The organism is Salisaeta longa DSM 21114 (assembly GCF_000419585.1).
Classification (GTDB): Bacteria; Bacteroidota; Rhodothermia; order Rhodothermales; family Salinibacteraceae; genus Salisaeta; species Salisaeta longa.
On sequence record NZ_ATTH01000003.1, the window covers coordinates 19,540 to 37,792 of the forward strand.

Consider the following 18,253-nt stretch of genomic DNA (forward strand, 5'->3'; position numbering starts at 1 on the left):
TTTATACTGCCGTCGATAAAAATTACACAAAGTGCCGAAGACTCATGCCCAAAAGTGGATCAGACACTATCGTAGAAGAATGGACAGAATATGACTTCCGAGGTACTCACATATTTGCCATTTATGAAGATGAAGATGGATACCGATATAAAGAGTGTATAGGTTATGAGAGCAGCAATGACCTACTCGGGTTTGAAGATGATGACCATTTTGAGGACAACATGCTCTAGAGGGTTAGATCTGCATAACCATGCCTTGAAATGGACGGTATCAGTGGCATCTTGAAGTATTCGCTGTGTCTCATATTCTCACCAAGAGACGTGAGTCACGCATTACAGTTGTGCTTGAGCCCGGTCCGGAGTGGAAGTAAATTGGCTACCTTAAGCCGTTGAAATCCCAGTGGCAGCGCTCCATAGCACAGCACTGCTGCCAACGAAGGGCTGGAGTTGAATTCGAGAGGTAGTGCCTCTGCTGCCGATCTTCGAAACTTTTCCAGCCCTTCGGATGCAGATGCTCATCTGGTAATAGGGTCTCGTTTTCGTTTGTCTCGCGCGAGACACGACGGGCGCTCTGTTTAACTGTAACGGTTGCACTGACCTTAGGCAAGCGCCGTTTCTGCTCGCTTATCGCAGGGCGGCTCGTTTCTCTCGGCCGGAAGTGACAGCATGAACGGATGGAAACTTCGTCGTGTGGAGTCGTACGGGCAGCCGGGATCAACGCAACCCTTTTCTGGTACCTAGTTCAGGTGAATATCCATCCTATAAAAAACTCCAAAACTATCAGGTCAATTTCTGATAGAACTGAGGAAGCACCACTCTCAAAGATAAAACACATTCAGTCTCATGGCTAAAGGAAAATGTTGTCCTCACTGTAATAGACAATCTTACCATGATGAGGGAAGCTACCGAAAATGCTCAAATTGTAACTACGTAGGCTGGTCGTGGCGACAGCCGATCAAAGATGTAGGAAAGGGCAAGGGAAATAAGTGTCCTAACTGCAACAATCAAACACTCCATAAAATCACTTCACTCGATGGTGGGCATGTAGTTAGACGCTGCGCTACTTGTGACTACAGTGGAATTGAACCAATCAGTTAAAAACTTTGGATCTACACTATATCGCTTTGCTATAACACAACATTGCTGCCAACATTATATTTATTTTAATTTATAGCGACACTTCCTCCACTGTGCTGTTTTTTCAACTTTTCGCTGCGCGTTACAGCTTAATAGCTGCGCATTGGAGGAAGAAATTTCGGGATTGACTCCGCAAAACTGACTCGTTTCCTTTTGAATACAGGTTCTAAGCTCGACTTTATCTTCATGCGGCATAGCCCAATGTACTGGTTAGCCGCTCGAATAGGGGTCTGGGGATTTTCAACCTCGTTTGCAAACCCGAGCGTCTTTTGTTAGATTATCTGTCGGAAAACGTCAAATAATCTAGCATGCTTATGGGCAGTGCATTCGGACCGGAGCAACTGGAAGACCTTCTGACAGCCGTTGGCGACCTTTTGGAGGCAGAAGGTGAACGCATGGGGATTGTCGTCGTGGGCGGAGCTAGTTTGAGTCTCTTAGGTCTCGTGAAGCGCACAACTAGTGATGTGGACGTGATTGCCGCTGCAACGCCTGACCCATCGGGACCCGACTCATCGGGCGAAGAAACGCTCACGCCTCCGGACCCACTGCCTCCTCCGCTAAGACGGGCGATCCAAACCGTGGCGCGTGATTATGGACTGCCTTCCGACTGGATGAACACGGCCATCGGTCCGCAATGGGATCTTGGACTTCCGCCGGGGCTGAAAGAAGACATTTCGTGGCGGACCTACGGGGGGCTCCGCGTTGGCCTTGTGGGGCGCCGTACGCTCATCGCACTGAAGCTCTTTGCGTCCGTCGATCAAGGACCCGAAAGCGTTCACGTGCAAGACCTCGTAGCGCTGGAGCCAACCCCAGACGAGCTTCACCGTGCTGCTGAATGGGTGCGCAGCCAAGACGCATCACCAGAATTCGCTTCTATGATCGACGCTGTCATCCGCCATGTCCAACACGCCTAATCCATCCCGCGACGGTTCCAAGGCATCGTTCGACGAGGCTGCACTTCGTGATGCCATCATTCAGGCGGTATGGGGACAGTGGGCTTGCCTCGGCGCGCATGCCGTGGGAGCCTCCTCTAAGCCGCGACGGTCGATCATCGATCCCGAGGCGCTTCTTTTGTTTACGCTATACCTGGAGCCACAAGAGCGGCGGCTTCGCGACTTCGCGTATTGGTGGGCGCAGGTCGGGGCGCACCTCTTAAGCGTTCAGCGTACAAAGACGCTACTCCAGCATTTTCCATCTGTGACCGAAACGCGGCTCTCGGACTTTGCCACGTGGGCGGTCGCTGCGGGCGACAACCGGTGGAAACGGCACGCAGGCAGCGACGCGCCAAGCCCGACCGATAAAAGTAAGGAATCGCTACGCGGCACAGGTCCCCGGCCGGGCAAAGGAAGCGACCGTCCCCGCCTGGATCTTCTGCCTGCTCTCGTCTTGCGCCTGCGGGCGGGGTTCGGGATCAGTGCCAAGGCAGACGTGCTCGCCTACCTCTTGGGAATTGAAGAGCGATCAGCCCGCACGCGAGCGATTGCCGATGCCACCCACTACTCACGGGCGACAGTCGCAAATGCGCTCAAGGACTTGTGCGATGCGGGATTTATCCAGAAGACCACTGGTGCAGTGGCAGAGTACGTCGCCGTATTCGACCAGTGGGCTCCCATTTTGAATGGGCCGCAGTCGCCCCCCGGCGTATCTTCTGCCGCTAACACGTCTTCTGCAGCCGATGAGGCTCCTGTCTGGAGGTACTGGGCCGGGCTTTTTGCCTTTTTGGCCGACGCCGACCAGTGGATACGCGACACTGCAGCGGCAAGCGATTACCTGCGCAGTTCCAGCGCCCGCGACGTATTCGGGCGTCACCGTGCAGCCTTGGAGAACAACCAGATTCGCGTGCCTTCCCCGAAATCCTATCGCGGCCCAGCGTACCTGGAGGGTTTTGCAGATACGCTACGCCGCGTCGTGCAGTGGCTTTCGGCGCATCCGTAGAGCATCTCTAGAGCATCGATAGAACACCACAAGAGGACTTGGCAGAGCATCTCCCGTTCGTTACCTGCTGCTCTGTCACATGCCAAACGCCGCCTAATGCAGCAAGCGTCGCGTCTAGAACTGAAGACGAGTGGTAGTAAAGACACACGGAACGTATATGGATGCGGATGCCCTCGACGAAGACGCCTCATCGAATGTCACTGAATACCCCTTCCTATTGCATGAAAACCAATCATTGAACGACGGCTTACACTCAAATTATTGCCAATAGCACGGGTAATGAAAATTGAGTTGCCAAGCTTCGCGTGTTCAACCTGAGCGTGTGCTCTTCATTCGCCAGGATCTGACTTTGGTAAGTTTGCATCACCACCAGGCCTAGGATGTTGCATAAGATAACTTCTACAAACTGCTCTTTTCTGACAGGCAAAGAGTCTTATGTCCGCTTCTCCCGATTCCCTCTTTCGTGAGATACGCTCCTCTGATGTGTTTGCCGATCTGGCAACTGAACTGGGCGATCGGTTCCACGATGAAGGCTACAAAAACAGCCGCATTCCAGACATCAAGGCCGATTTCCAGCAGCAGGCAGAAGAGGCTGGGGTGCCGGAAGATGCCGCTGCAAGTGTGGCGGGACGTCTCATTGGAGCGCTCATGCAGGAGGCGAAAGACCAAGCGCCGCCCTCACCCAGAAGCAAATGGGATCGCCTGGATCCGGGCGAGGGTCCTCTCTCGGAAGAGCGCGATGTGGACCTGCCAGGCCCAATGTACCATTTGTTGCGTCTGATCGGTGCCGAATCGTCGCCCTTTCGACAGGTTCATCGTCTGATTGACGCCATCGAGTGGGCCGTAAAGTGGCATACCACACTTGCCCTTAGCGACCTGCTAGCCCAGGGCGACATCCCCAAGTCGGTGAAGCTGCTGCTCGCACGTAGTCTCCAGACCCCCTCACTGGGCACGTGGCATCGGTTCTTCCGAGAAGCGGTTGCGGCGTTTGATGCGGTCGAGACGACGCCTGCACTCTCATGGAACCGCTTCGAGCGTTTGACCGGACTGGAGGACGAGCACAACCTCGTGAACTTCCGCAACAAGTACGCCCACGGCGCCACCCCCAACGACGACGAATGCCAGCGCGATGTTGAGCAGTTTCTGCCGGTACTACGAGAGCTAGTGCACTCGCCGCTGTTCACAGGCATTCGCCTGGCGGTGCGGAGCGAGGGGGATGCCGCGCCACACGTTTTGAGAGGGCCGAAGCGCACGCCCGTGGACGCCAATGTGCCGCCAGGTCATGCCGTAGCCCTGCTCCCCGAGGTCGCCGAACGTTCGATAATTGACCTCTGGCCTTTGGGGATCGCCCGCCTCTCTGACGCAGACACCGGACCAGTGCAAAAAGGGGAGACACAGTTTTTCTTCTTTAACGCGCTGAAGCACAACGAAGTCGACCAACTCAATTACGAGGGACCGCTCCACTATCGCGACTCGTCGCTCTACGACCCGTTTCTGCAACGCCTTCCGCTTCGCGCCTGGAGGCAGGCGGCCGGACCAGACCTTGATGATGTCACCGAGCAGGTGGAGGCGCTGACCGACACGTTCAAGGGACGCCGCGAGGAGCGTGCTCGCCTGCGCGGTTTTGTGGCCAATGGAGAAGGCACCCTGATGGTGTTCGGTGCGCCGGGCATTGGGAAAAGCACACTGCTGGCCCAGGTCGTGAAAGAGGTTGAGGCTGGCATAGACGCCGACGGACGTCCGTTGACGGGCAACGACGGGAAGTCGATCGACCCGCCACCAGTCATCGCGTACTTCATCCGCCGCGCTGAAGGAAGCGACAACCCGGTGACCCTCTTGCGGTCACTGTGTCGCCAGTTCGACCGGCGCTATGGCGTACAGGGCATCGGAATGGGCAATGAGTCTGTGACGCTGCAAGAGAACCTCCGTGCTCGCCTGCAGGCCATCCAAGATCAGGCGAGCGGCACACCCGAACGCACGGTTTTGCTGATCGACGGCCTGGACGAGGCTACTGACCTCGGGCAGCACATCCCTGCCGCCCGCGGCTGGCTGCCGGTAATTGTAGCCAGCCGAGAGACGCCCGAAGCGGAGTCGTTCTACGAAAGCCGCCACCGCGAAACGCGCTCCCGGATGACCCTGGGCCCGATGGGGACAGCCGACGTACGCGCAATGCTCTACGATGGGGTTAGCAAGTACGACCCGGACTTCACTGAGGCCTATGTGGAAGCGGTCGCCGAGCGTTCCGAAGGGAACCCGCTGTACCTGAAGCTTCTCGTGGAAGCGCTCTTTCAGGGAGAAATGACAGTGGGCGACGTGAGCGCACTGCCCAGCGAGATGGGAACGATGTACCGCACGGCAGTTCGCCGCGTCACCGATGGAGGGACCAACCAGGACGCCGTGGACCTGCTGCACCTGCTGGCTGCAGCGAAGGCGCCTCTCCCGCCTGACGCCCTCGGCGAGCTGCTGGGAATCAATTCGATGCGCGCCGACGCAGCCGTTCACGCCACGAAGGAACTGCTACGCGAGGCACCACCGGAAACGCTCTATCCGACAAGCGAGGACGCGCCCGAGGAGGCCGTTCAGCTCTTTCACGATAGCCTGAGAGAGTGGTTGCAGGAAGCACATGCTGCGGGCTGCCAAGCCATGCGAGACCATCTGGCCAAAATGACGGCAGAATGGGACAAACGCCAAAACGAGACCGCCCGGCGATATGCGCTGCGCTACGGTGCGGTGCATCAACGCACTGCGGAGCGCCCGGACGCGCTCTGGAAGTTGCTAAGCGATCCTACGTATCGCAACGCGCAAGTAAACGCGTTTAAGCAGTACGATGCCACCTACGATGCGATGCAGCATGGGTTGGACGTCTATGCCACGCAGAACGGCGCCACGCCTGAGTCGGATGTTCGTCTCGCCCGCCTCACGCTGGACGCAGGTATTGTATCACAGGAGGCACAAGAGGACGTGACCCAGGCGTTCCGATGGGCCGAGGCCGGACGCATGAACGATGCACTCCAACGAATCGAAGTCCTGGGAGAAGAGAAATACTTCTTGGCAATCCTTCGCCTTCTGTGGATCGAAGCGGACCGGCAAGCCAAGCGGCCGGAGGCGGAGCAAGTCTCTGAGAAGGCGATCGATGTACTTGATGCGCTTGATGACCGTATTCCCTCTGGCACTGAAGCAATCAACTGGAGCAAGTTCGCTCATCCAGACTTCATTACGTGGTGGGTCGAACGCGTATTGGCTACTTTTCCAGATCTAGGTATATCAGGCATATTATCAAGAACAGATGACTATAGCTGTGGGAAAGTTGTCAAACAAATATGTGAAAAAATAATTAACGACTCGAACCATAAACGAAAATTAAATAATAATTTTATAGACTCAATATTATTAAACATAAAATATTATGTATATGTACTTGGTTTAATTAATTTTTTGCTATATATAATACAAAACATAAAAAATAAACTTGTATATTGTAAATCTGCCTCAATTATTGCACTATCATTATTTAAAATAGGATATAAAAAAGAATCGCAATTATTTTTTGAAGATGCCTATACTATTACTCAAACTATTGAAGACAGTAAAGCACGTGATGAATCATTTGAGTCCCTTTCCAGCGCTTTGGCAAAAGCAGGTCAACTTGATACGGTTAGCGCTATCATAAAGATGATTGATAGCGACTGGATGAGTGCTATAGCTCATGGAAATCTTGCGTTTGCACAAGCAAAAGAAGGCAACATCGATGAGGCTTATGCAACTACTCAGGAGATCGAAGGCGAGATTGGATATGCTATTGCGCTGAGCAAACTCGCTACCGGCTTAGCTAAAGGTAGATACGAACAACAGTCCCGGTCGACGTTCGAAAAAGCTCGCACCGCCGCTTCGACAATTGTGAGCGACGAGGTCCGTACTATCGAGCTGAGCAACCTCGCAAGTGATTTGGCAGAGGCCGGGTATACTCGACAATCACAATTAGTGTTTGACCAAATCCATCTCACTGTCCGAGCAATAAGAAGCAACGAGGAGCGTGCCCGGACACTGACAAGGCTAGCAACCATTTTGTCAGAAGCGGGACATATTGAAAGAGCAAAATCAGTACTTGAAGAAGCGGGCGCTACCCTTCTGATGATGAGGTCCAACTGGATGTCTACCAATGTGATAGAAGGTATTGCGTATGCTCAAGTAAAGGCAAGACGACTTGGCGAAGCTCTCAACACTGCTCGGGCAATTAAAAGGGAATGCGCGCGTTCTAAGGTGCTGACAGCCCTTGCAGGGGCTCTCGTACATGAAAACCATGAACAAGCTCAAGTGATCTTTGTTGAGGCTCTGAGCACTTCAAAAGAAATTAAACGCGACTGGATGCGAGCCGAGGTACTGGCAGCCCTTATAGAGAATCTTGTCGAGGCTGGAGACTACGAGCATGCTCAGTCCGTCTTAGACAATGCTCGCACCACTGCAAAAATAATTGAAAGTGACTCTTATCTGGCTACAGCGTTAGGCAAACTTGCCACGGCTCTAGCAAAAGCAGGTCTGTTTGATGAAGCGCGGTCCACCGCAAAGTCGATTCAAGATGACTTGACGCGTGCAAGGGTGCTAGCAGTCCTCGCAGAAGCTCTTGTAGAGGCTGAAGACCATGAGCATGCTCAGTCCGTCTTTGATGAAACTCTGACCACCGCAAACACAATTGAAGACGACTTGACGCGTGCCAGAGTGCTGGTAGTTCTCGCAAAGACCTTTGTGGAGGCTGGAGACCATGAGCATGCTCAGGCCGTCTTCAACGAAGCCTTAACCACTGCAAAAGCAGTTAAACACAACTGGATGCGTGCTAAGATGCTGGTAGTGCTTGCAGGGGCTGTTGTACAGGTTGGGGACGATGCGCATGCTCAGTCCGTTTTAGACGAAGCTCTGAGCACCGTAAATTCGTTTGAAGACAGCTTGACGCGTACAAGGGTGCTAGCAGTCCTCGCAGAAGCTCTTGTAGAGGCTGGAGACGATGAGCATGCTCAATCCGTCTTAGACAAAGCTCGCACCACTGCAAAGATAATTGAAAGTGAATCTTATCCGGATACGGCGTTAGGCAAACTTGCCACGGCTCTAGCAAAAGCAGGTCTGTTTGATGAGGCGCGGTCCACCGCAAAGTCGATTCAAGATGACTTGACGCGTGCAGAAGCGCTGAGCGATATTTCTACCGCTCGGATAAAAACAGGAGACGACAAGCAAGCCCGTCTAGTCCTCAACGAAGCCCAAGCTACTGTTCAGACGATCAGAACATCCCAGCGGCGTGCGAAAGCATTGGAAGCCCTTGCAACAGCGTTCGCGAAGGCTGGATATGCAGAACAAGCAGTTGTGGTGACAATGTCTATCGCTGACTTATCTGGGCGAGCGGATACGATTCAGTCGGTTGTCAACCAGAACTTCCAGTCCGGATCGCCCGAGACACTAGCGACGCATCTACCGACCCTGGACCTGACGAAAGACGGTTGGACGAATGTCCTACACAGCTGGCGCGAGGGACTATTAGAGCATGTCGCCGATCCCCGCTCTCTGCTTCGTGAAAGCCTAACACTGTACCCGTTCGACCAAAAGTCAGCCGTTGAGGGCGTTTATGCGCTGGTGCAAGGGCATGTGCAAGCGGACGACCTGGACACTGCAGGGGCGATCGCGGCGGCGTGTCCGGAGCTGCAGTTGGATGTGCTTGTGACAGAGTCAGAGAGGCCACCGCTGCCTGACGACTGCGATCCCGAAACGTTGCCCGACTCATTCCGCGCCAAGTTTGATTCGCTCGTTGCGGCTCATGCGAATGGCGAGATGGACGACGCTACGTTCACTGCCAAAGCAGAAGTGATCTTTGAGATGGCCGCCCTATAGCTGCGGACTACCGGAGCACGAAGTCGGTACCTGCCCCTCGAACGTGAGCGCTCCTGCCCCGAAGATGTCAACCACTCATATCCAATGTCTGCGCTTCCTCAAACCTGGACGTTCGGCAACATCCGCTTCCACCTCGTCCACGACGACATCTTTGAAGTGCCCGCCCGCGCCATCGTCAGTAGCGACCAGACCGATTTCTATCCTCATTCGGATTCTCATACCGTTCGAGGGCAGATCTATCTCCGATACGGGGACGCTGTACAAGATCAGTTGAACGCGAAGACGCAAGGCCGTGCTCTTCCTCGTGGCACGGTGCTAAAGACAAAAGCCCCAGACACGTACGAGTCCATCTACCACATTGGGTTTCATCATTCGCATGAGTGGCTTGACCCAGAAGCGAGCGAAGAGGACGAAGAGTCAGAGTTTGTCCGCATCATCACCAGTGGAATTCGAGAAGTGCTAGAGCGGTTTGCGGCCTCAGAGACGTCGTCGATTGCCTTTCCAATGATCGGGTGCGGTCTCTTCCGTCTCGATCCGGCCCTGCTGGCCTATGAGTTCATGAACACCCTCATGCGGTTTGCCCGCTCTGCCTCCTTTTCCAATGTTCGGGACATCTGGCTGGTGGTGTACGATGCTCCGCTGGTTGGTCCCGTTCTAAATTCTGTGGTTCAGTCGGTCATTGATCAACAGACCGAAGGATTTCAATGGGAGCCGCTGCGACTCGGTATTCCGCACCTCGACCGTTTTGAAGAGGAGGCGGTTCAGACAAACAGTCCGAAGTGGGGCGCTTGGACGATGGTTCGATACGTGGAGCTTCTGATCCACTACATGTTTTCCCATCTGGCCGCGCGGCATTCCGTCCCGCTACGACCAGAAGACGTGATTGCCTCCGGAACGATGACCTCGTTCGGATATCTGCGACGGAAAGCGTGCGAGCGATCAGAGGGTGTCGCGATGGCCGCTGCGGACGAATGGACGCGGTTTCTCGCCCATCGCATGCTTCATGACTGCGAGACGAGGGAACGCCTGCTGCGTATCAATCAAGACCGAAATGCGATTGCGCACGGACGCAGTTTTCGTCCGGCGGACGCAATCCGCGAAGACGTCGAAGCTTTCGTAGACGTCTCGACGTGGAAGTCTCTGCGAGGAGAGCGAGGCAGTCCAGATTTGTCTTTGCTCGCGCCATGGCTGGGACGTTCCGGAGATCGTACAGGCATTCTGGAGCGATGGAGCCCCGAACACTGGCGGTATGTCATTCCCCACTCGGGTGAGGTCTTCCGTCTCCCACGTGAGAATGGCGCGTGAGAGGTTGGCGTCAGACGCTAGCTGGATGCACGACGTTTGCACGCTGGGATGCCTCCGACATCAGGACATGTGCGTCCCGCTGATGCGAAGGCGTCTGCTCAGTACGGACTCACGCGGCGTACGCGGAGCAGGCCAGAGTGCCCCTCAAGCGTAGCTTGGCCCACGACCTCTTGGAACCTCTCGGGGACGTGCATGCGGAATGCATTTTCTTTGCTGATGCACTGCCCCGTCACGTCGAATGTCCATTCCACCCACTGGCGAATTGCTGTCTTTGCTGTTCCCGTATTCCAGGTAAGAGCCGCCTTCCCCTGTCCTAGAGCCTTTCGTGACGCCTTGGTGTCGCTATTCATTAGCATCTCCAAGAGTGCACGGTCCCGTTTGGTAAGAGCCCAAAACACGCCTCGTGCCTCGTCCTCTATGAAGTCCAATGCCGTCTCGTAGACGGTCATGATCACAGAGTGGTGGGTTGCCTTGTCAGCAAGAGCAGTAGTTGCCGCCGCACGCATCGCATGCGCAATCGCGTATGGGCTGGGCGGTTCTTGCTCAGCTGCTTCCCGCAGGGCTGTCTTACTCTCGCTCAGTGCCCCCTCAAACCATCCGCGTTTCAAGCGAGCCAAGATACTGTAGTTGAGAAGTCGCCCACGATCATAGGACGCCATGTCAACCTTCCGAAGCCGCTCAATGGCGGCCAGTACGTCATCCAAAGGTTCATCGACTGTTGCGGCCTGGATCCTCGCCAGGATCCATGTCATGGTTGCCTTGAGGTTCATGCGAGACGCTTCAAATGCATCAGCATCCTCCTCGTAGGTGTCATCCTCGTAAAGGTCCCACAAATCGCCATACATCGTCACCCGGTCGCGGTGCTTCGTGGCAACCTCCAGCGCCTGGTCAAAGCGGAGCGTATGCTGAAGCGTGTGAATGCGGATGAGCTGGCTATCAAGCACGAGCGAGAAGTTCGCGGGGTCTTGGACCAACTGGCGCTCTACTGCTTTCTGCTGTGCGCCGACGGCTTTGGCCCGTTCCGTTTGTCCATCCCGGTTGGCCGCAAGCTGTAACATGTTGCGCATGCGGAAAAGGATGGGTTGTAGCGTTGAGCGCGATTCGTCTTCAGCGATGCTCTCCAAGGCGTCGATAACCCGGCTTAGGCTCGCCAGAAACGTATCGTGTCGCTCGGTTTCGCCAAAGTCTCGCCAAAGCATTTCAATGACCACCTCGAACGTCGGACGTGGGCTTCGTGTCGAAAGGCCGGTCACCTGTTGACAGAGGCGCCTCAGAGCCTCGCGCTGCCGATGCGCCTCGTCACCCTCCAAGGGCAACGAGGCCCACCGGTAGAGGGCCAGTCCAAACATGCCGTCGCGTTCGGCAACCTGGGCGCGGCGGATCCGGGCGTCATCGCCTCCGGTCGTGAAGACTCGTCCGCGACCATTTTGGACAATGCTATTGACGATTCGTTGTGGCCCCTCATGGCGCTGGTTATAGACGGTGTTGCACCAGAAGTCTGCCACGGTGAGCATCCAGGACGTCTTCTGTTGCTGAAGGGAGATATCGTCATCCAAAACGCCCAGCAGGCCCCGTGAAGCCAGGTCCACCTCGATCGCGTCTTCGATGCGCTTAAGCACGCTAGACAGGTCGTCTCTGGTAGACATTCGACCCTCACCCCTTCGAGTCCGGGAGGCGATGCACAGCTCAAGACGATCTAGAGGCTGATCGGCCGGAAGCGTTGCATCGGCCAACCCGATCAAGTCGAGGAGCATCAAGCGGTACGTCTCCTCGGGATGCGATAAGCTGCGCTGATCAGGATTACGCACAGCGAGAAGCTGAGCTCTCGGTGCTGTCTTGTGGACAGTTTGGAAAATTGTCTCTGTCAGGTCGTCTATCCTGGGAATAGTCCATTCAGCAGTCCCCGACAGAGCAGCTCGCAGGAGATCTGTTCGATGCATTGCATCACGACCGCTCAGCCCATACTGGCTAGGAATTGGATTCAGCCGGTTGCCGATTGTCTTCTCCGCGGAATTCCGACCCATCGGACAAAGCACGCCTCCAACGACCCAGGCTTCTTTTTTATCATCGTAGCCGAAATGACCTGATTCGTCAACGAAGAGACTGTATTTCATCACGGTTGAGGCTATATGTAGCGATAAACTCGCGGTCGATTGCGATCACCTGATGGAGAGTCCGAGTCGACCGCTGCAAAAAAGCCGCTCTACGACCTTGGCCAACTCCTCCCCCATAATCGTCTCCTGCAGGCAAGACGATCTACGCAATTGGAAAGAAGATGCCCCGATGCCCCCCCGACGGTAAAGACATTTACGGATACTTAGCCGGGCTTCACTCGATACGGCCGATACCGGTCGAGATGATCCGAGAGAACGTTTGTATTTGGGCCTACACACTGCATAATGAACTGCATAATGAACGGGCTGGGGTTGACAAACAAATCGCAAATGACATGATCCCCGCGCTGCTAACCGCAAAGCCTGTTGATCTTTTTAGATGCGTCTGGCTCTATCCATGTACTGCTGGTGCAGTTAAAGGGAGTTTTTGCCATGTCTCGCGCGAGACAAAGAGGCGCAAAATGAGGGTAGTGACATAGGAGACGTGAGGCAGGAAGGGCCACGCGAAGAAAAGTGACTAGCGTCGTTTAGGCACTGCAGTGTAAAGCCGGTACTTGCAAGAGCGCGGCGCTCCCGTAAGCGCTTGCGTTTGTGTGCTGGCAGGGCGTACCATGATGGCAAGCAGTATAATATAAAGCGAGTTATCCAACAAAAGACGAACCCTCTAAGGGTTCTCTTCAATGCCCAATCTCATTCCGCAGCTGCGCGCAGATCTGCCGGCTATACTAGATGATGCAGGCGACAATGCCGCACGGCGCATCATCGAGTTCTTTACCGCCGAGATCCGCAACAAAAATACGCGTGATGCTTATGGCCGCGCCGTCCGCCAATTTTTTGACTGGGCGGCGGGCCACGGCCTAACGCTTAATACCATTGAGCCGGTTCACGTGGCAGCCTACGTGGAGCAAGACACTCGCGCCCCGGCCACCATCAAGCAGCATCTCTCAGCTATCTCCCGGCTCTACGATTGGCTCGTTACCGGTCAAGTCGTCGAATCCAATCCGGCAGCACCCGTACGCCCGCCGAAGCTCGTGCGGCGCGAGGGCACGACCCCAGTGCTTACCGCCGGCGAAACCCGTGACCTTTTAGATGCGATTGTACACACCGCGGGAGGCCCAGGACCGGGTGGTCAACCGACGGATAGTCAGCGCACGAGCGACGAGCAAGGTACAGATGCCAAACCGGGTCTAAGCGGTGGCGACGATTCAATCGTTGGGAAGGATTCTGTTGCTGCCCAAAGTGCCAAGGGCGTAGGTGTCGGGCGTCTTCGCGACCGGGCCATCATCGGCGTTATGATCTACACCTTCGCCCGCGTCTCGGCCGTCGCGCGTCTTAGCGTCGGCGACTACTACCGCGCGGGCCACCGGCGCTTTTTACGCCTGCGCGAAAAAGGCGGGCAAGAGCGCTCCATTCCCGCCCATCATAAGATGCAAGACTACCTAGAGGCCTATCTCGATGCCGCCGGCATCCGCAAAAAGAAGAACGCGCCGCTCTTTCAATCGCTCCAGGGACGCAGTGGCACGCTCACTGGCAAACGCATTCTCCCGGCTAACATTCTCCACATGGTCAAGCGCCGTGCGAAAGAAGCAGGCTTCGACCCGGAGCAGGTCTGCTGCCACACCTTTCGTGGCACCGGCATTACCACCTACCTCGAAAACGGCGGCGACCTCGAAATGGCGCAGCACATCGCCGGGCACGCCTCTCCTGAGACCACCCGGCTCTATGACCGCCGCCGCCAACAGGCCAGCCGCGAGGAAATCGAGCGGATCAGAATTTGACTGAGCCCCGTGCCTCCAGATTCTTTTTCCTCTAGCACGCTATATTATACTATCGCTTCCAGTCAAGAGAAACGAGCACACATCCATCCCGGTCGCATAATTCCGCATCACCAACATGGAACGGTATCCTATCCTCTTGAATGGCACAGCCTAATCGTGCTCGTTCGTCATCTTTGAAGTAGGGTGGATAGTGCGGAGATTTAATAAAAAAAGATTGTAATTCGTATTCTTGTACGTCTGCACAAAGCACGGCAACATCCAGCCAGGTGCGCCCAATCAGAGCAAATTCACGAGATGTAACGTGGCTCTTCTCCACTAGACGTCGTGCACTCTTCAAGTACCAGAGCAGGCCCTTACCGTGCACAGGGTTGCCATGGAAAGGCCCATTCCCATACAGAAATCCGAGGCGAGCTAATTGGGCCAAGTAGCTTTCTGCTGCTATGTGGCGAATCCCATGGAATGTGATCTGGCTCCTAATGCGTGTCGGATTGGGGTAATCGTATTTGTTTTCAGATGAGGATTTACCCGTGATCTTGTTTGTTGCCTGTTGAATTACTTTCTGTACTTTTTCACTTGTATCCTCCAGCGTTTTTTCAAGCGAAGGTGGCTTCAACAGTTGAGCTTCGTGAAGGGCCTTCAGCAGATAGCCAGATCTCACATCCTTATACCCTCTGAGGTGACCTAAATCCACGCGCTCCCTGTACCTCTTTGCGTAGGGGTGGTAGAACTGCGTAGAATAAGCGACGGTCTGCCATAAACGTCGGTCGACACCGAAAACCCAATCCAGTTCTGTATCCAAGTCAGCCAAAGGAGTCCAGTTCTCAACTGGCCATTTTTGTATGCCGCTCTCAAGGCCTATATGGTTGCATATAGCGCCCTTCTTCATGTCGCGAGCAGACTTGAACAAGGTGCGGCATCCCTCAAGAATCTCGGGCAACTTATCATAAACCACTTGGCCGATCTTAGTATCAAGTACTCTCCAAGCCTTATCCCGAGCGCGACGCTCACGCTCCTCGTATGCCTGTCTTCGGCGCTCCCAACCCATGTTCCATTGGTGTGATGCCTGCTCCCAGGTCCATGCGTCGGAGTAAGACTTGGCAGAGCGATACGGGCTCTCAAACGCAATTGAGGAGCCAGCTAGTCCTGAGGTATTAGCCTCAGAACCTGAGATATCTTTGTTTACGGACTCAACACAAAGGTTAAATTTAGTAATTGACATGATAGAAGATAGAACACAGTCAATCTCCTTAGTTTTTGATATGGCTCTCCAGGTGTTGGGGGCTACGAGATGCTGGGGTTGTTTAGAAAACGGTCGACGCTTGAGCTGTTCGATAGTCTCTGTAGGGTCACCCTCCGCACTGCTATAAACATAACCAATGCCGTCAATCTCTCTCAGATTCACCTCGGAAGGGCTAGGAGGAGCTACTCCTGAGGTTTTTTCCTTTAGATGGTCAACGGCGTCTTCTGGAACCCAGAGAAGACGCCCATCAGCCGCGAAGAGTCCACGCGCCAGATGACCAGGTTTTAATGCGATGGTGCGTTCACAGGCAGGAGTTGACTTACAATCGACCGCTTGACTGATTGTGTCGTGAGAAAGGCTTTTGCGGACAGTCTCCTTTCCTGGAGAGTTGTGTTCTGTTGAGAAGTCTTCGCTAGACGGATCAGAACATATCAAATCAAAATGGCGATCTCCTACAAGCATCCATACGTCATGGACTGAGGCTTCCCGATACTTGTCGCGCCGTTCCTGCCAGGCTTCTGCACTGATGGGAGAGCGCTGTACTTCAAACGCAATGCGGCGTTTGTTTGTAATGAGGAGCACATCGGCAACTTGGCCGGTCTCAATTTTCTTTTCGACGTGCACGCAAGATCCACCAAATGAGTTCATCAGCCACTGATAGATTGCCCACTTGAGCAGCTTGTGCTCACGGCTTTCTGGTCCATAGTCGGGATCATCGAGAGAGCAATCTGCCCCATCATAGTGAGCGAAATGCCAAGTCACAGTGCCCCCTTCCCGTCCCTTGAAGTAGACGGGCTGATCACAGGCTGGACAACGGAGAGCACGTCGCTTACTGAGCAGACGAACTTTGTCGAGTGAAGCCTCTGGAGCAAATATTGAAGTGGTGCCGTGAAGGGCGCTAAGCATGTGCGAGAAGAGACATTTGCTGTAGTGATTGTTTCGACCACATGAGCCGCCATATATACTTCTGTCGTCACAAGCTCAACAAAAATACGTAGTTCTCTCCCATATGGTCTTGACAGTACAGGATGTATAACCTAGGCATAGAACGGCTGCTTAAGCGTATTGAGGGAGCACGTGCGAGAAAAGCCGACCTGTCGCGGATGCCGAACGGTCAGACCCAGAACCATCCGTTCAGTCGCATCTCAAGCACGTCCGAATGCACCGAATCTCTGTAGCACACGTCCTCAAATGATCATTTGAGTACTTGAGTGTTTATTCACTTGATGATTTGCCCAAACGATCAAGAAGCCCCTCTCCACAATATTGGTCTGCGCTTGAGGGTCTAGTGGACCTGTGTGATCTTCAGAAGCTTATGACCAAGGAAGTGGCTCAGAAAATCTCCGGGCATCTCATCAGGATGGTACCCGACGGTGCTAGTTGCAGAAAGAATAATGGCCGCGCTGCACTTTGCGATCACCTTAGAGGGCTCGTGCGTGCCCTTCGCACATACCCGGTGGCTGCTGGATCCAGAACCATCCATGCAGCCGTATCTCAGGCATGCCTGCATGCTTCGACCCTTACAGGGCATATTTTTGAATGATCATTTGAGTGTTTGTGCATTTACTCATTTGATGATTTACCTAAATGATGAAGAAGTGCTTCCTTCACAATGTCGGTCTACGCGTATGTAGTAGGCGGCTGCAGTCTGTGGATGCCTATCGCCAAGGAAGTGCTGCAAAACCTCTTCGGGCATATCCCGGCCGGTTCCTCGGATGTTGGCTTTCCGAGTCAACAACCTAATCTTCGCCAAGTAGCTTGAGTCCAAATGAACAAAGAGCCTCAATGACGAGGCGCTCTACGAAGGTGAGATGAGCAGCTTGAGCGGGATTGAAGGGGCTTTTAATTTAGTCGCCTTTGTGTACACATCAAGTGAGATAACCATGCAGCCCCCACTATTACCAGTCATCACCTTCTCAAATGATCATTTGAGTGTTTGTGCATTTACCCATTTGATTATTCACCCAAATACTCACGCAGCAACCCCTCCACAATATCGGTCATGCTCGCACCGTGGCGCGTAGCGTATACCTTCAACTCTGTGTGCAGGGACTCGGGAATTTCGACGTTTAGCCGCTTACGGCGCTCGTCATCGCCGGCCACTTTCTTCTTTAGCTCCTCGATACTTGCTGAGTAACCTCCCGATTTTGCTTTAGCGGCGTTCGACAGCGTGTTCTTCTTCGCCATGGATGAACTCCAATAATTGATTCTTGATCGTGGTGATTTCGTTTGCAGCTTTACTTCCCTTCGCATTATGAACAACAGTCGCCCCTTCAGCTAGGGCCTCAACAAACGCTATTCGCTGATGCGTGCGTGCATCCAGAATTGGAATGCCGTAGGCTTCAACCGCCTCGTCTACCTCACTGGCGACGTTCGTCCCCACGATTGCACGGTTGATCACGAAACAAGCCTTCGGACGGCCGTCGGTTATTTCTTGGCGCGTCTTAATGAGTTCAACCATTTCTGAGACAGCCCAGATATCGGCTGCACTGGGTTGGATCGGAATGAGAACTACATCAGCTGCCTTGACGGCCGAGACAATCATCTCTTGTAGCTTGGCCGCTCCGTCGATCACAATGAAATCGAAGGCGTGCTCGATTTCTTTCGTATCTTTCTTCAGCGTCGGACGATCGATACCAACCACGCCCGGAAGATTGCTGTCTTCTTCTTGAACCCGGCGCCAATCTCGTGCCGTCCCTTGCGGGTCTGAGTCCGCAATGATAACGGAGTATCCATCGAGCTGCAGCGCACCAGCAAGATTGGTGCTTATGGTGCTCTTACCGCTACCACCCTTGCTGTTTAGAACAGCGATGACTGTCGCCATGATAAAATGATCATTTGAGTTTTTGGGGATCTGATCATCAAGATACG

At 54.1% G+C, this 18,253-nt stretch carries 9 protein-coding genes; 5 read left to right on the forward strand and 4 right to left on the reverse strand.

Features of this window, described 5'->3' with window-relative positions; genetic code table 11:
* Positions 1–1,450: 1,450 nt before the first annotated feature.
* The 4 genes from SALLO_RS18560 to SALLO_RS0114035 all read left to right on the forward strand — a co-directional run bounded on the left by SALLO_RS18560 (position 1,451) and on the right by SALLO_RS0114035 (position 10,250).
* The gene (locus SALLO_RS18560) at positions 1,451–2,050 is read left to right on the forward strand and encodes a DUF6036 family nucleotidyltransferase (protein WP_157621532.1); all 600 of its coding nucleotides are present in this window, start codon (positions 1,451–1,453) and stop codon (positions 2,048–2,050) included.
* Complete coding sequence (locus tag SALLO_RS0114025; RefSeq protein ID WP_022836931.1) at positions 2,034–3,071, forward strand: helix-turn-helix domain-containing protein; 1,038 nt, start codon at positions 2,034–2,036, stop codon at positions 3,069–3,071. Before SALLO_RS18560 ends, SALLO_RS0114025 begins: the two co-directional genes overlap by 17 nt.
* A 435-nt stretch (positions 3,072–3,506) precedes the next feature.
* The gene (locus SALLO_RS0114030; protein ID WP_022836932.1) at positions 3,507–8,945 is read left to right on the forward strand and encodes an ATP-binding protein; all 5,439 of its coding nucleotides are present in this window, start codon (positions 3,507–3,509) and stop codon (positions 8,943–8,945) included.
* Between the two features lie 84 nt (positions 8,946–9,029).
* On the forward strand, positions 9,030–10,250 hold the full coding sequence (locus SALLO_RS0114035; RefSeq protein ID WP_022836933.1) for a macro domain-containing protein: 1,221 nt from the start codon (positions 9,030–9,032) through the stop codon (positions 10,248–10,250).
* 98 nt (positions 10,251–10,348) lie between these two features.
* Here the strand turns inward: SALLO_RS0114035 and SALLO_RS0114040 are convergent, their stop codons facing one another.
* Positions 10,349–12,364, reverse strand: coding sequence for a hypothetical protein (locus SALLO_RS0114040; RefSeq protein ID WP_022836934.1), 2,016 nt, complete (start codon positions 12,362–12,364; stop codon positions 10,349–10,351).
* Between the two features lie 680 nt (positions 12,365–13,044).
* Between SALLO_RS0114040 and SALLO_RS0114045 the strand changes: the two genes are divergently transcribed.
* A complete protein-coding gene (locus SALLO_RS0114045) occupies positions 13,045–14,142 on the forward strand; it encodes a tyrosine-type recombinase/integrase (protein ID WP_022836935.1) in 1,098 nt (365 codons plus the stop codon).
* 49 nt (positions 14,143–14,191) lie between these two features.
* Here the strand turns inward: SALLO_RS0114045 and SALLO_RS18330 are convergent, their stop codons facing one another.
* The 3 genes from SALLO_RS18330 to parA all read right to left on the reverse strand — a co-directional run bounded on the left by SALLO_RS18330 (position 14,192) and on the right by parA (position 18,206).
* Positions 14,192–16,288, reverse strand: coding sequence for a competence protein CoiA (locus SALLO_RS18330; RefSeq protein WP_084696350.1), 2,097 nt, complete (start codon positions 16,286–16,288; stop codon positions 14,192–14,194).
* Positions 16,289–17,338: 1,050 nt separating this feature from the next.
* Positions 17,339–17,569, reverse strand: a complete 231-nt coding sequence (locus tag SALLO_RS17465) for a plasmid partition protein ParG (protein WP_022836936.1) — start codon at positions 17,567–17,569, stop codon at positions 17,339–17,341.
* Positions 17,535–18,206, reverse strand: coding sequence for a ParA family partition ATPase (gene parA, locus SALLO_RS0114070; RefSeq protein WP_022836937.1), 672 nt, complete (start codon positions 18,204–18,206; stop codon positions 17,535–17,537). Before parA ends, SALLO_RS17465 begins: the two co-directional genes overlap by 35 nt.
* Positions 18,207–18,253: the final 47 nt, after the last annotated feature.

Excerpts from the sequence above, each read along its gene's own strand:
- SALLO_RS0114045 (WP_022836935.1), top strand. The coding sequence starts at position 13,045 with ATGCCCAATCTCATTCCGCAGCTGCGCGCAGATCTGCCGGCTATACTA.
- SALLO_RS0114040 (WP_022836934.1), bottom strand. The coding sequence starts at position 12,364 with ATGAAATACAGTCTCTTCGTTGACGAATCAGGTCATTTCGGCTACGAT.
- SALLO_RS18330 (WP_084696350.1), bottom strand. The coding sequence starts at position 16,288 with ATGCTTAGCGCCCTTCACGGCACCACTTCAATATTTGCTCCAGAGGCT.
- SALLO_RS0114025 (WP_022836931.1), top strand. The coding sequence starts at position 2,034 with ATGTCCAACACGCCTAATCCATCCCGCGACGGTTCCAAGGCATCGTTC.
- SALLO_RS0114030 (WP_022836932.1), top strand. The coding sequence starts at position 3,507 with ATGTCCGCTTCTCCCGATTCCCTCTTTCGTGAGATACGCTCCTCTGAT.
- SALLO_RS0114035 (WP_022836933.1), top strand. The coding sequence starts at position 9,030 with ATGTCTGCGCTTCCTCAAACCTGGACGTTCGGCAACATCCGCTTCCAC.
- SALLO_RS18560 (WP_157621532.1), top strand. The coding sequence starts at position 1,451 with ATGGGCAGTGCATTCGGACCGGAGCAACTGGAAGACCTTCTGACAGCC.
- SALLO_RS17465 (WP_022836936.1), bottom strand. The coding sequence starts at position 17,569 with ATGGCGAAGAAGAACACGCTGTCGAACGCCGCTAAAGCAAAATCGGGA.
- parA (WP_022836937.1), bottom strand. The coding sequence starts at position 18,206 with ATGGCGACAGTCATCGCTGTTCTAAACAGCAAGGGTGGTAGCGGTAAG.